The sequence below is a fragment of the Campylobacter sp. CFSAN093260 genome (assembly GCF_012890095.1).
GTDB classification, from domain to species: domain Bacteria; phylum Campylobacterota; class Campylobacteria; order Campylobacterales; family Campylobacteraceae; genus Campylobacter_D; species Campylobacter_D jejuni.
In genome coordinates this window covers 1,048,237-1,062,480 of record NZ_CP040618.1, presented here as the reverse complement: position 1 = coordinate 1,062,480, position 14,244 = coordinate 1,048,237, and the positions used below count along the sequence as shown (strand labels likewise).

General features: G+C 30.1%; 15 protein-coding genes. 10 read left to right on the top strand and 5 right to left on the bottom strand.

Going from position 1 to position 14,244, the window contains the following annotated elements:
- From pglF to pssA, 7 genes are all read left to right on the top strand, one after another.
- Complete coding sequence (gene pglF / locus FBF22_RS05455) at positions 1 to 1,773, top strand: UDP-N-acetylglucosamine 4,6-dehydratase (configuration-retaining) (RefSeq protein WP_002884076.1); 1,773 nt, start codon at positions 1 to 3, stop codon at positions 1,771 to 1,773.
- Positions 1,773 to 2,666 (top strand): PDC sensor domain-containing protein, encoded by an 894-nt coding sequence (locus tag FBF22_RS05450; RefSeq protein ID WP_002856519.1) that lies wholly within the window; start codon positions 1,773 to 1,775, stop codon positions 2,664 to 2,666. The genes pglF and FBF22_RS05450 overlap by 1 nt, the downstream gene beginning before the upstream one ends.
- A gap of 112 nt (positions 2,667 to 2,778) precedes the next feature.
- Positions 2,779 to 3,171 (top strand): chemotaxis response regulator CheY, encoded by a 393-nt coding sequence (locus tag FBF22_RS05445; protein ID WP_002866134.1) that lies wholly within the window; start codon positions 2,779 to 2,781, stop codon positions 3,169 to 3,171.
- A 22-nt stretch (positions 3,172 to 3,193) separates the two neighbouring features.
- Positions 3,194 to 4,039 carry a 50S ribosomal protein L11 methyltransferase gene (locus FBF22_RS05440; RefSeq protein ID WP_002856135.1) on the top strand — a complete coding sequence of 282 codons (846 nt, stop codon included), beginning with the start codon at positions 3,194 to 3,196 and terminating at the stop codon, positions 4,037 to 4,039.
- A gap of 3 nt (positions 4,040 to 4,042) precedes the next feature.
- The gene (gene ftsH, locus FBF22_RS05435; protein ID WP_002852796.1) at positions 4,043 to 5,980 is read left to right on the top strand and encodes an ATP-dependent zinc metalloprotease FtsH; all 1,938 of its coding nucleotides are present in this window, start codon (positions 4,043 to 4,045) and stop codon (positions 5,978 to 5,980) included.
- Positions 5,977 to 6,594 carry a phosphatidylserine decarboxylase gene (locus FBF22_RS05430; protein WP_002852690.1) on the top strand — a complete coding sequence of 206 codons (618 nt, stop codon included), beginning with the start codon at positions 5,977 to 5,979 and terminating at the stop codon, positions 6,592 to 6,594. Before ftsH ends, FBF22_RS05430 begins: the two co-directional genes overlap by 4 nt.
- Before the next feature lie 9 nt (positions 6,595 to 6,603).
- Complete coding sequence (gene pssA, locus FBF22_RS05425; RefSeq protein WP_002852812.1) at positions 6,604 to 7,332, top strand: CDP-diacylglycerol--serine O-phosphatidyltransferase; 729 nt, start codon at positions 6,604 to 6,606, stop codon at positions 7,330 to 7,332.
- Here pssA and FBF22_RS05420 read toward each other — a convergent pair.
- The gene (locus FBF22_RS05420; protein WP_002852814.1) at positions 7,323 to 8,120 is read right to left on the bottom strand and encodes a ferritin-like domain-containing protein; all 798 of its coding nucleotides are present in this window, start codon (positions 8,118 to 8,120) and stop codon (positions 7,323 to 7,325) included. The two genes, pssA and FBF22_RS05420, sit on opposite strands and share 10 nt — an antisense overlap.
- 89 nt (positions 8,121 to 8,209) lie before the next feature.
- Here FBF22_RS05420 and FBF22_RS05415 point away from each other — a divergent pair, with 89 nt between their 5' ends.
- From FBF22_RS05415 to cetZ, 3 genes are all read left to right on the top strand, one after another.
- On the top strand, positions 8,210 to 8,569 hold the full coding sequence (locus FBF22_RS05415; protein WP_002826104.1) for a methionine-R-sulfoxide reductase: 360 nt from the start codon (positions 8,210 to 8,212) through the stop codon (positions 8,567 to 8,569).
- 14 nt (positions 8,570 to 8,583) lie between these two features.
- Positions 8,584 to 9,210: a MarC family protein gene (locus FBF22_RS05410; protein ID WP_002864805.1), complete on the top strand. Its 627-nt coding sequence runs from the start codon at positions 8,584 to 8,586 to the stop codon at positions 9,208 to 9,210.
- 80 nt (positions 9,211 to 9,290) lie between these two features.
- The gene (gene cetZ / locus FBF22_RS05405; RefSeq protein ID WP_002858314.1) at positions 9,291 to 10,580 is read left to right on the top strand and encodes an energy taxis response protein CetZ; all 1,290 of its coding nucleotides are present in this window, start codon (positions 9,291 to 9,293) and stop codon (positions 10,578 to 10,580) included.
- Positions 10,581 to 10,601: 21 nt separating this feature from the next.
- On the opposite strand, the gene aat is transcribed toward cetZ, so the two are convergent.
- Genes aat through FBF22_RS05385 form a run of 4 tightly spaced genes read right to left on the bottom strand, consistent with a single transcriptional unit; the run spans position 10,602 to position 14,242 of the window.
- Positions 10,602 to 11,249, bottom strand: coding sequence for a leucyl/phenylalanyl-tRNA--protein transferase (gene aat, locus FBF22_RS05400; RefSeq protein ID WP_002826100.1), 648 nt, complete (start codon positions 11,247 to 11,249; stop codon positions 10,602 to 10,604).
- On the bottom strand, positions 11,224 to 13,353 hold the full coding sequence (locus tag FBF22_RS05395) for an AAA family ATPase (RefSeq protein WP_052777652.1): 2,130 nt from the start codon (positions 13,351 to 13,353) through the stop codon (positions 11,224 to 11,226). The genes aat and FBF22_RS05395 overlap by 26 nt, the downstream gene beginning before the upstream one ends.
- Entirely contained in the window at positions 13,350 to 13,640 is a 291-nt protein-coding gene (locus FBF22_RS05390) for an ATP-dependent Clp protease adaptor ClpS (RefSeq protein WP_002852892.1), read from the bottom strand. Before FBF22_RS05390 ends, FBF22_RS05395 begins: the two co-directional genes overlap by 4 nt.
- Positions 13,640 to 14,242, bottom strand: a complete 603-nt coding sequence (locus tag FBF22_RS05385; RefSeq protein ID WP_002872545.1) for a TlpA disulfide reductase family protein — start codon at positions 14,240 to 14,242, stop codon at positions 13,640 to 13,642. The genes FBF22_RS05390 and FBF22_RS05385 overlap by 1 nt, the downstream gene beginning before the upstream one ends.
- Between the last annotated feature and the right edge of the window lie 2 nt (positions 14,243 to 14,244).

Genomic DNA, 14,244 nt, shown 5'->3' with positions numbered 1-14,244 from the left:
ATGATTTTTTATAAAAGCAAAAGATTAGCATTTTTTTTAACTTCAGATATTGTTTTAATTTTACTTAGCGTTTATCTGGCTTTTTCTTTGAGATTTAGTGGAGATATTCCGAGTATTTTTTATCATGGTATGATGGTTTCTGCTATTATTTTGCTTGTTTTAAAACTTTCATTTTTGTTTGTTTTTAGAATTTATAAAGTAGCTTGGAGATTTTTTTCTCTCAATGAAGCAAGAAAGATTTTTATCGCTTTGCTTTTAGCTGAGTTTTGTTTTTTTCTTATTTTTTATTTTTTTAGTGATTTTTTTAATCCTTTTCCAAGAAGTGCTATTGTGATAGATTTTGTTCTTTCTTATATGTTTATAGGTACTTTAAGAATTAGCAAAAGAATGCTTGTGGATTTTAAACCTTCTAGAATGAAAGAAGAAGAAACTCCTTGTATTGTAGTAGGGGCAACTTCTAAGGCTTTGCATTTGTTAAAAGGTGCAAAAGAAGGTTCTTTAGGGCTTTTTCCTGTAGGCGTAGTTGATGCGAGAAAAGAGCTTATAGGGACTTATTGTGATAAATTTATTGTAGAAGAAAAAGAAAAAATAAAATCTTATGTAGAACAAGGGGTAAAAACTGCCATTATTGCTTTAAGACTTGAACAAGAAGAGCTTAAAAAACTTTTTGAAGAACTTGTAGCTTATGGTATTTGCGATGTAAAAATATTTTCTTTTACAAGAAACGAAGCAAGAGATATCAGCATAGAAGACTTGCTTGCTAGAAAACCAAAAGATTTAGATGATAGTGCTGTGGCGGCTTTTTTAAAAGACAAGGTAGTTTTGGTAAGTGGAGCAGGTGGAACTATAGGCAGTGAACTTTGTAAGCAATGTATTAAATTTGGTGCTAAGCATCTTATTATGGTTGATCATAGTGAGTATAATCTTTATAAGATCAATGATGATTTAAATTTATATAAAGAAAAAATTACTCCTATTTTACTGAGTATTTTAGATAAGCAACGTTTAGATGAGGTATTAAAAACTTATAAACCCGAGCTTATTTTACATGCAGCCGCTTATAAACATGTGCCTCTTTGCGAACAAAATCCACATTCAGCAGTAATCAATAATATTTTAGGAACCAAAATTTTATGCGACAGTGCTAAAGAAAATAAAGTAACTAAATTTGTGATGATAAGTACAGATAAAGCAGTGCGACCAACAAATATTATGGGCTGTACTAAAAGAGTTTGCGAGCTTTATACTTTAAGTATGAGTGATGAAAATTTTGAAGTTGCTTGTGTGCGTTTTGGTAATGTTTTAGGTTCTAGTGGTAGTGTGATACCGAAATTTAAAGCACAAATTGCCAATAATGAGCCTTTAACTTTAACGCACCCTGATATAGTGCGTTATTTTATGCTTGTGGCTGAGGCAGTGCAACTTGTTTTACAAGCTGGGGCTATCGCAAAAGGGGGAGAACTTTTTGTTTTGGATATGGGTAGGCCTGTGAAAATCATAGATTTAGCTAAAAAAATGCTTTTACTTTCTAATCGCAATGATTTAGAGATTAAAATCACAGGCTTAAGAAAAGGTGAGAAGCTTTATGAAGAGCTTTTGATTGATAAAAATGATGCTAAAACGCAATATGAGAGTATTTTTGTAGCAAAGAATGAGAAGGTTGATCTTGATTGGCTTAATAAAGAGATAGAAAATTTACAAATATGTGAAGATATTTCAGAGGCTTTATTAAAGATTGTACCTGAATTTAAACACAATAAAGAAGGTGTATAATGTATATAAAAGATATACAAAGATTTGAAGATAATCGCTATCGTGCTAGAGCTTATATGAGTTATATTTTAACAAGAAATCTACCCAATAAACTTCCTGATATTCACCTTGAAACGATTAAAACAGCTTTGGATAAAATAGCTCATGAAGTTGTTGTTTTTGATGCTTTGTATATTTTAGATATTTCAGGCATGCAAATAGAAAATGCGATTTCCTTAAATAAAGCTCATGAAATAGGGCAGGGTGAGGATAGAAGTACTCGTTCTTATTTTTATAGAGCTGTAAAATTAAGACGATGTGTTTTGAGCGATCCTTATCCTTCGGTTTTAAATAATGAGCTTTGCGTGACAGCTTCTATGCCAATTTACGATGATAAAAATAACTTGCTTTTTGTTGTTTGTATTGATATAAAACTTGAAGATATTTTAAAGATTATTCAAGCAGGAAAATTTGAATTTGTTTTTACTCAATTTAGTCGTTCGGTATATTTTTGCTTCGCACTGGTTTTATTTGTGATTACTTGTTTTTTATTTCAAAAAGGTTTTTTTAGTCTTTTTGATAATCAAGCTATAGGTATAGAACATATGTTTGAAAGTACCATCGCTATAACTTTGGCTTTAGCTATTTTTGATTTGGCAAAAACTTTGATCGAACAAGAAGTATTAGGAAGGACAAAAAAAGAAGAAGGTGGAATTCAAAAAACTATGGTGAGATTTTTGGGTTCTATTATCATTGCTTTAGCTATAGAAGCTTTGATGTTGGTATTTAAACTTGCTATTGGTGATCTTTCTCAGATGATTTATGCGATTTATCTTATCGGTGGAGTGAGCTTGCTTCTTTTAGGTTTAAGTGTATATTTATTTACGGTTAAGTATAAAAATAATAATATTTGAGTAAAAATTTAAGTAAAAGATGATATAATGCTGTTTTTTAAAATTTTTTAGCTTGATTAATAAGGCTAAAAAGGGTAAAATAAAACTATAAAAACTTTGAAAGGACGAAATTGTGAAATTGTTAGTTGTTGATGACAGTTCTACTATGAGAAGGATTATTAAAAATACCCTAACAAGACTTGGACACGATGATGTTTTAGAAGCTGAGCATGGCGTTGAAGCTTGGGATTTATTAACTAAAAATGAAGATGTAAAAGTTTTAATTACAGATTGGAATATGCCAGAAATGAATGGCTTGGAGTTGGTAAAAAAAGTAAGAGCAGAGAAAAAATATGAAGATATGCCTATCATCATGGTTACAACTGAGGGCGGAAAAGCTGAAGTGATTACTGCTTTAAAAGCTGGCGTAAATAACTATATTGTAAAACCTTTTACTCCACAAGTTTTAAAGGAAAAACTTGAAGATGTTTTAGGAACAGGAAGTGGAGAAGGTGCAGCTGAGTAAAGGCTGATTTTTAAAATTCTAAATGCAAAAAAAATATTATGAATTGTTCTTTATCGTAGAAGAGCGGTATAAAAATTTATTTCTTGATTTTGCTTTTGATTTAGGTATAGAAGCCATAGAAGAGAAAGATAATGGTGTTTACATTAGATCCCATGAGAGTTTAGAAGAGTTTTCATGGGCACTTGAAATATTTGCTCAAAAACTTACAACTACTTTCAATTTAAACCATAAAATTATTTCTAATTTAAGTCTTGTAGAGAAAGAAAACAAGGACTGGATACAAGAATATAAAAAAGGCATAAAACCTATCTTAGTGGATAATGTTTACATCCATACAACTTGGCAAGAAGAAAAGAAGAATTGTATAAATATAAAGATTAATCCAGCCTTAGCCTTTGGCTCAGGACATCACGAAAGCACATATTCTTGTGTAAAATTTTTACAAAAATTTTCTAAAAGTAAATTAAGAGCTTTAGATCTTGGTTGTGGTAGTGGAATTTTGGGTATTATTATGGCAAAGTTTGGTTGTAATGTTGAAATTTGTGATACTGATGAGTTGGCTATTGATAGTTCTTTAGAAAATGCAAGATTAAATGGTGTCGATTTTCACAAGGCTTGGTGTGGATCTATAGATAAAGCAAATGGTTTATATAATCTAATTGTTGCAAATATCATTGCAGATGTGATTTTAATTTTAGAAAAAGATATTAAAAACCATTTAGAAGATAATGCTATACTTATTTTGTCAGGAATTTTAGATAAATATTCAACAAGAATTAAAGAAAAATTTCAAGATTTGGAACTCATTGATGAAATGCAAATCAATGAGTGGTGTAGTTTTGTATATAAAAATAATAAAAAAGGATAAGTAATGAATAATAATACCCAAAATAATAAGGGTAATCCGCAGGGTAATAATTTTTTTAACAAAAATCCCATTTTTATTTTTGCGATTTTTGCAATTATAATGATAATTATTTTTAAGGGATTTTTTGATGGCAATGGTTCTTTTGGCGGGGCATTGAATGGCAATGAAGTAAATAAAAATGTCCCTTATTCTGAGTTAAAAAAGCTTATTGAAAGTGGACAAATCAATCAAGTTAGTATAGGACAAACAACAATCAAAGCGATTTCAAGCTCTCACAATACTGTTTATACAGCAAAAAAAGTTAATGATCCTGAGCTTGTGAGTTTACTAGATAGTAAAAATATCGCTTATGGTGCGTATTCTGAAACAAATTGGTTTACGGATATACTTTTTTCATGGGTTTTGCCAGTATTTATTTTCTTTGGTATTTGGATGTTTTTGGCAAGTCGTATGCAAAAAAATATGGGAAGTTCTATATTGGGTATAGGAAGTTCTAAGAAGCTTGTAAATTCAGAAAAACCTAAAGTAAAATTTAGCGATGTAGCTGGTGTTGAAGAAGCTAAAGAAGAAGTAAAAGAAATTGTAGATTTTTTAAAGTATCCTGAAAGATATATTAAATTGGGAGCTAAAATTCCAAAAGGGCTTTTACTTGTTGGGCCTCCAGGTACAGGAAAAACTTTGCTTGCAAAAGCAGTTGCAGGTGAAGCTGATGTGCCGTTTTTTAGTGTTTCAGGTTCGTCTTTTATAGAAATGTTTGTGGGTGTAGGTGCTTCTCGTGTGAGAGATTTATTTGAAAATGCAAAAAAAGAAGCTCCTGCTATTGTTTTTATAGATGAAATAGATGCTATTGGTAAAAGTCGTGCAGCAAGTGGCATGATGGGTGGAAACGATGAAAGAGAGCAAACTTTAAATCAGCTTTTGGCTGAAATGGATGGCTTTGGGACAGAAAGTTCCCCAGTCATTGTTTTAGCAGCAACAAATCGCCCAGAAGTTTTAGATGCAGCGCTTTTAAGACCAGGAAGGTTTGATAGACAAGTTTTAGTTGATAAACCTGATTTTAAAGGTAGGTGTGATATTTTAAAAGTGCACATGAAAGATGTCAAAATCTCCCCAAAAGTTAAAGTAGAAGATATAGCACGCTTAACCGCAGGGCTTGCAGGAGCTGATCTTGCAAATATTATTAATGAAGCAGCGCTTTTAGCGGGTAGGGATTCTAAAAAATATGTAGAACAAAATGATTTAGTTGAAGCTGTTGAAAGAGCTATAGCAGGGCTTGAGAAGAAATCACGTCGTATTAATGAAAAAGAAAAGAAAATTGTTACTTATCATGAATGCGGTCATGCTTTGATTGCTGAAACTACCAAAGGCGCAAAACGTGTAAGTAAGGTTTCTGTGATTCCGCGTGGTCTTGCGGCTTTAGGTTATACTTTAAATACTCCTGAGGAAAATAAATTTTTAATGCAAAAACATGAACTTATCGCTGAAGTAGATGTACTTTTGGGTGGTCGTGCAGCTGAAGAAGTGTTTATAGGTGAAATTTCAACGGGTGCAAGTAATGATTTAGAAAGAGCAACCGATATCATAAAAGCTATGATTTCTATGTATGGTATGAGTGAAATTGCAGGACTTATGGTACTTGAAAAACAAAGAAATACTTTCTTAAGTGGTGGACAAACTATCAAAGATTATTCTGAAAAGATGGCAGAATCTTTAGATGATTATGTAAAGAAAACCTTGGATGAACGCTATAAAGATGTTAAAGATACTTTAAATACTTATAAGGGAGCGATTGAGACTATGGTTGCAGCCCTTTATGAAGAAGAAACTATTGAAGGTAATAAAGTGCGCGAGATTATTAAAGAGTTTGAGGATCAAAATAGTCTACCAACTCGTTTACAAGAACTCGAAGAAGTTAAAACTGAAGTTAAAGTAGAAGAATGAAAGATTTTATTGCAAAATATGGATATTTAAGTCTTATTATTTTAAGCTTAATTTTTATTTTTGTGTGGATTTTTTATTCTTTTTCCATCTTGCTATTAGCATTAATTGTAATTTGTATTTTTCTTTTTAGAGCGCCCAAAAGAGAACTTGTTTGTAGCGATGAAAAAGCTATTTTTGCACCTATGGATGGTAGGGTTACTAAAATAGAAAATATTCATCATAAAGATTTGGGTGAATGTGTTGAAATTGCTATTAAAAATGCTCTTTATGATGCTGGGAATTTTAATACACCTTTTGCAATGTCTATAATAGATATTCGTTTACGACATGGGCTTTTTTTGTGCAGTGAATTAAAATCTGCAAAAATGATGAATGAAAGAGCTTTTATTTTGGCAAAAGTTAAAGAGAATAAAACGATAGCCTTGCGAATCTATGCAGGTTCTTTTGATAGAAAATTAAAGCTTGATAATATTTCTCATGATTTAAAAGCAGGAGATAGAATGGGTTTTTTAATTAATGGCTCTATAAGTTTACTTTTACCAAAAGATACTAGAATTCATATAGGCTTAAATGATGAAATTAAAGCAGGTTCATTGCTAGGCTATTTTGCGTAAGGAAAAATAATGAATAACAGACCGCAACTAATTTATATTTTACCCAATCTTTTTACAGCTGCTTCAGCTTTTTTAGGGGTTATTTCTATTATAGCTTCAATACATGGAAATTATTATACAGCTTTGATTTATATTATTTTATCTTTGATTTGCGATGGGCTTGATGGCCGTGTTGCAAGACTTACAAATTCTACTTCAAAATTTGGAGTAGAATTTGATTCTTTGGCTGATCTAGTAGCTTTTGGAGTTGCTCCAGCGGTTCTTTTTTATATGGCTATAGGTTATGATTTTGGAAAACTTGGATCTTTGATTACAGCTTTTTTTGTGGTTTTTGGAGCTATTCGTTTGGCGAGATTTAATGTTACCACAGGCACTTATGAACCCTCCGTTTTTATAGGTCTTCCTATACCTACTGCAGCAGTTGTGAGTACTATATGGACTTATGCGTTTATCAGTTATGATTTTTTAAAGCCTTATGGCGTAGTTTTTTTGGTGCTTCAAGCAATTTTAGGGCTTTTAATGGTAAGTAATATACGTTATCCTAGTTTTAAAAAGCTTGATTTTAATCGTTCTAGTGTTTTAAAAGTTTTGATTATTTTAATTATAATATTTTCATTTTTATATCTTTACCCTCTTGAAAGTTTAGTAATTTTAGCAAGCTTGTATGTGCTTTATGGAATTATTCGGGTTTTATATACCATTATCGTTTCAAAATTTAAGATAAGAAATCAAGAGTAAAATTTTTCAATGACTTCGCATTCTTCTTGAGTGAAGCCAGCTTTGATTCTTGCTTGAATGTTAAGTTTTTTTCCCGCAAGAGAGAATTGTTTAAACGTTTTGCAAAGCTCAATAAAATCATACCTGTTTTGATTTGCAAATTTCCACCAAGTATCTCCTTTTTTAACGTGTTTTATTTCATCATTAAGTATAATTTCAAGATATTCCATTAGAAGATTTTTAATGGAATGATTGGAACTTTGAAGTTTTTGAACAACAAAGGGGTTGGCATCAAGCCCTTTAGCTTCTAAACCTCTATGAACTACTCCCATTCTAAAGCTTAAAGAGTCTTTTGTAGCTTCTAGAGCAGATTCTAAATTATCATGCACTGGAAAATTTCCATATTTGTAACCAAGTTCTTTAAGTACTGAATTTAAAAGTTTGAAATGTTTAATTTCCTCATCTGCTACCTCCAGCCAATCGTAATAAAATTGCAAAGGTAGATTTTTAAAGCGATAACTCGCATCTAAAGCCAGGTTAATTGCATTAAATTCTATATGAGCGACTGAATGAATTATTTTAGCAAGCGCATGAGTTGAATTGACAAATTTAGGCCTTCTTATACGCGTAGGATGAAGCAAGGTAATTTGTTGTGATGTATTTTTTTTGAAAATGCTTTGATGCTCGTGATTAAAATTAAATTTGTGGCTTTTAAAGTCTTCATAAAAATTTTGAAAAGAGTGAAATTTTATAGTTATATTTTTTTCATATAAAATATCTTGAAGTTCTTGAAAAAATTCTTTTTGCATTTAAAACTTTCTTGAAAATTATAAAAATTTATCATTTAAAATTGAAAATTTAATTATATAATATAAAAATTATTTTACAAGGGTAGATCATGAAAGAATTAAATGAAGAAGAAAAAAAAGTAATTTTAAATAAAGGAACAGAAGCTCCTTTTAGTGGGAAATATAATGATTTTTATGAAAAGGGAATCTATCAATGCAAACAATGTGGAGCTTCGCTTTATAAATCCGAAGATAAATTTAAATCAGGTTGTGGATGGCCTAGCTTTGATGATGAAATAAAAGGGGCTGTTAAAAGAATTCCTGATAAAGATGGGATTAGAACCGAGATTGTATGTGCAAATTGCAATGGACATTTAGGTCATGTTTTTGAAGGAGAAGGATTTTCTGCTAAAAATGTAAGACATTGTGTAAATTCTATTTCTTTGGAATTTGTAAAAACTAAGGATTGATAGTGTTTTCTAGTATGGGTTCTGAGCTTTATTTGATGTTTTTTGCTGCAATTACTTTACTTGCTATATTAAATCCTTTTGGTAATTTAACTCAATTTTTGGCTATGAGTGATGGATTGCCTTTAATGCTTCGAAAAAAACTTTTTAGAACTATTCTCTATACAGCTTTTACTATAGTTTTGGTGTTTTTATTATCAGGACCTTTATTTATGAACTATATTTTTAGAGTTTCATTGGATGATTTAAGGGTTTCTGGTGGTTTGGTTCTTATTATAATGGCTATTAAAAATTTACTTTTTTCAACAAAAATTGCAACTAAGGATTTTAGTCCTTATCAAGATATGGATGATAAGGAAATTTTAAGACAGAGTTTAATACCTATGGCATTTCCTATGCTTGTTGGGCCTGGAACTTTAGCTAGCGTTATTGTTATAGCCGAAGATGGTGGGCTTGATGTTGCTCTTGGCGGAGTAATGATAGCTTTTATTTTTATGTTTATACTTTTTCATTTTGCAGCTACTATAGAAAAAATAGTTGGAAAATTGATTTTACATGTTTTTTCTCGTATAGCACAAGTATTTATTGTTGCTATGGGGTTTAAGATGATTATTGTAGGTTTAAAGGATATATTTAACTTATAAATTAATATAATTTTAAGTAAATAATACTATATAAATATGATATAATTTTAAAATAATTTATTATTAAAAAGGTGAGTTTTATGTTTGGTGCTAAGAAAAATAATACTAAAATAATTGAACAACTTGAAAAAAAATGTAATGGTTTAGGAGATATTTTAAGATCTATTGGGAATACCATGGCGGTAATTGAATTTACTACCGATGGCGTTATTTTAGAGGCAAATCAAAATTTTTTAACAACTATGAAATACTCCCTTTCAGAGATCAAGGGTAAGCATCATAGTATGTTTTGTTTGCCTGAAGTTGTTAATTCTTCAGCATATAGTGATTTTTGGAAAGATTTAAGAGATGGAAAAGCTAGAAGTGGTCTTTTTAGACGTATAGCTAAGGGAGGGATAGATGTTTATTTAGAAGCAAATTATCTTCCAATTAGTGATAATAATGGTCATGTTTATAAAATTATTAAATTTGCCAATGATATAACTCAAAGACATTATGAAATGCTTGATCTTAGAAATACTATTGCTGCTGCTAATCGTTCTATGGCTATTATTGAATTTAAACCTGATGGGACTATTATTACGGCTAATGAAAATTTTTTAAGAACTATGGATTTTAATATTGATGAGATTAAAGGAAAGCATCATAGCATGTTCTGTGATTCTAATTATAGACACTCTAAGGACTATGTTCAATTTTGGGAAGATTTAAGAGAGGGCAAATTTCAATCAGGTAAATATATAAGATACGGAAGAAATAATAAAAAAGTATACCTTGAAGCAAGTTATAATCCGGTTAAAAATGATGATGGAAAAATTTACAAGGTTATTAAATTTGCTACAGATATAAGCGAACAAGTTAAAAAAGATCAAGAAAAACTTTGCCTCATAAGCGAACTTGCAGAAAAAAATGATAATCTTACTCAAGATGGAGATCGTGTAATTGAAAACACTGTTTCAAATGTTCAGAATATTGCTGATATGATGTCTCAAAGTTCAAATCTTGTTTCCTCATTAAATCAACAATCAGATGAAATTAAATCTATTATTCAGACTATTAGTGATATCGCTGATCAAACTAATCTGCTTGCTTTAAATGCTGCTATTGAGGCAGCACGTGCTGGTGAACATGGTAGAGGCTTTGCTGTTGTTGCTGATGAAGTAAGAAATTTAGCTGAAAGAACAGGGCATTCGGTTAATGAAATTACCACTACGATTAATTCTATTCGTAATGTTACATCACAAGTGGTTGAGAGTATTAAAAGCGGTTTAGAGGATGTTAATCAGAGTGTTGAACTTGCAAAAGAAGCAAGAGAGTGTATGGAGAAAATTCGTGAAAGCTCTGCTGAAGTTGCTAAAGCGATGTCATAAGCGTGATTTTCACGCTTATTTTTAAGTAATTAAATCTTTAAAATTTTTAAAACCACTTTCTTGATTGCATTTTTCTTTTAAAATATTTAAAAATTCTTTCCTAGAAATATTATGAGCACCCATAAATTCTAAATGTTGGTTATAAACTTGACAATCTATGATAAAATCATAAGGTTTTAATAAATCACAAAGTTTAATCATGGCAACTTTAGATGCATTTTTTTTAATGCTTACCATGCTTTCACCAAAGAAAACCTTGCCTAAAATTAAACCATAAATTCCACCTATAAGTTCATTATTTTCATAAAGTTCAAGGCTATGCGCATAGCCTTGGGTAAATAACTTATAATAAGTGGTAATAAATTCATCATCTATCCAGCTTTGAGAGCGTGTATCGCGACATAATGTAATTAATTTTAAAAAATCATAATCAAGTTTAATTTGATAGAGATTAATAAATTTTTTCATATTTTTTTGGATGTGAATTTGATTTGGAATTAAAATGCATCTAGGATCTGGACACCACCAAGTTACAGGTTTACTTGTCCATGGGAATAGACCAAAAGTATAAGCTTTTACAATAAAATCAGCTTCTAAATTTTGACTTAAAAATACAGGAGCATTTTTAGGTGCATTGAGTAATTTAGAATATAAATTCGAGCTTTCCATTTTTACCAAGTTTGATTTTAGCTATACCGCCTTTTTTAAGCTTTCCGAATAAAATTTCATCACTGATTTTTTCTCCTATTTCCTCAGAAATTATGCGTTTTAAAAGCCTTACTCCAAATTCTTTATTATAGGCTTTTTTAGCTAAATAAATTTTGGCTTTATCATCCATTGATAATTTTATATTATTTAAATTTTTAGAAATTTCATCAAGTTCTTTTTCGATAATTTTAACAAGTATAGCATCGTTTAAATCATTAAAATGTAAAATTTTATCAATGCGATTAATAAATTCTGGAGCAAAAAAATCTTTGATAGCACGATTACTTTTTTCTTCATTTTTACTTAAAAAACCAAGCTCATTGCTTTCTTTAAGTCCTAGATTAGATGTCATAATAATGATTGTATTTTTAAAATCTACTTTAAGACCGCTATTGTCGGTGAGTTCAGCATTGTCAAAAATCTGTAAAAAGGTATTGCTTAAATCAGGATGAGCCTTTTCTATTTCATCAAAAAGAACAAGACTGAAAGGATTTTTGCGAATAGCATTGCTTAAAAGTCCACCCTCTTCAAAACCTATATATCCAGCTGGAGATCCTATTAGTTTACTTATAGTATGTTTTTCTGCATATTCACTCATATCAAAGCGTTCTAAATTTAAACCTAAAAATTCAGCTAAAGCTTTGCAAAGTTCTGTTTTTCCAACTCCACTTGATCCAGTAAACAAAAACACTCCGCGTGGTGTATTGGAATTTTTAAATCCCGCAAAACTTTGCTTAAGTGATGAAACAAGGCTATCTATAACTTCATCTTGGCCAAAAATTTTTGCTTTTAAATTTGTTTTTAAATTCATTAAAGCTTTATTTTGATCGAATTCAAATATTTTGTGATGGTGGGTCATTTTTGCTAAAACATTTTCTAAATCTTTTAAATTGGCATTTTTTTTAGCTTTTGGATTTAAAGCAAAAGAAGCGCCAAGTTCATCGATCAGATCTATAGCACAATCAGGTAAAAATTTATCATTAAAAAATTTTTTACCCCAAATTACAGCATATTGAAGAATTTCATCGTTTAATTTTATATGATGAAATTCTTCATATTTGTTTTTTAATCCTTTAAGAATTTGCAAGCTTTCTTCTTGGCTTGGTTCATCTACATTTATTTTAGCAAAACGGCGACTTAGGGGTTTATTTTTATCAAAAGTATTTTTATATTCCATAAAAGTTGTTGCACCTATGCATTTTAAAGTTCCATTACTTAGAGCTGGTTTTAAAAGATTGGAAAAATCAGTATGAGATTCTCCTGTGCTTCCAGCTCCTACTATAGTGTGAATTTCATCAATAAATAAAATAGCATTGGGTATTTTCTCAAGTTCATTTAAAATTTCTTTAATTCTTTTCTCAAAATCTCCACGGTATTTTGTTCCCGCAAGTATACTAGCCATATCAAGACTAAAAATTTTTGCATTTTGTAAGTTTTTAGGCACCTTTTTTTCCGCAATAGCTAATGCTAATCCTTCTACAATGGCCGTTTTGCCAACTCCTGCTTCTCCTACTAAAATAGGATTATTTTTCTTGCGACGTGAAAGAATTTGCATCATTCTTTCAAGTTCAAATTTTCTTCCTATTAAAGGATCAATCTTGCCATTTTGAGCCAAAAGTGTTAAATCACTTGTGTGGTTGCTTAAATTTTGTATATTTTCATGATTTTGAAGTTCTTGAATTTTGGTAAGATTTATGTTGTGTTTTTTTAAGAGATAGCTAGAATAACTTCTTGAATCCTGTATGAGCTTTTCTAAAAAATCTATAATTTTAATTTCATTATTTTTATTTTTAGATGAAAGTAAGATTTCATCTAAAACAACAGATATTGTAGGTTCTATTTCTTGTTTAATAACTTGATTGTTTTGAGAAATGTAATTTTTTAATTCAGTTTCTAGAAGTTCAAGATCTCCATCTGAAAATTCTTCAAATATATCCTTAAAATCAGTGCTTAGTTTTAGTAATGCAAACAGTACATGTTCACAGGTAACAAATTCATGGTGATTTATTAAGCTTAGATTTTTGGCATTATCAAGATATTTTTGTAAATTTTCTTGGTATTTCATTCTTCTTCCACCTTTGCTTGTAGTGGAAAATTAGCAAGTTTAGCCGCATCCATAACTTTTTTTTGTTTTGAAAGAGCTATTTCCTGGGTGTAAATGCCACAAATTCCAGAACCATTGTGATGAATTTCTAACATTGTTTGACTTGCTTTCTCAAGGTTTTGATGAAAAATATTCATCAAAATTTCTATAACAAAATCCATGGTTGTTACATCATCATTTAAGAGTATAACTTTATACATTTTTGGTTCACTAAGTTTTGTTTGCTCTAGAGTTTGGGTTTTTGGCATTATTTTCCTTTGTAGATTTTATTTAAATCTTCTTGCATGAGTTCTGTTGGAATTTTACCAAGATAAAAATTTGTTGGAGTATTATTATTCCAGTAATCGCTTATTTTTTGATAAATTCCATTTTTTAAAACAACTTTAAAAGGAAGTTGCTCCATATTTTGATAGTCTATATCTTTTAAAATTTGAGCAATAATACGATCATTAGAGCTGCCATTGCTTAGAAAATAGTAAGCACCATAATCATCCGCGAATTTTTTAACTGTTTCATCGCTAACATCTTCAAAATGTGTAAGTCCTATAATGATAAATTTGCTAGAATTATTTTTCCAAAGTTTGCTAAGATCTAAAGCTTCTTCTTTACATGGGGTGCAAAAAGTGCCAAAAAAATCAAACATTAGAACTTTTCCTTCCTCTCCTTCCACCACAAAACCTTTATCTGTTCTTATTAAAGTTTTGCTTCCACCATTTACACTATTTAAGACTATTTTATCTCCTTTGTGATACTCTTCAAACATAAAATCATTTTGAATTTCTTCTTCCTTGGAGCAAGCATTAAGAAAAAATGCTAAACTTATTAAAAATAGGGCTGAAATTTTTTTCATTT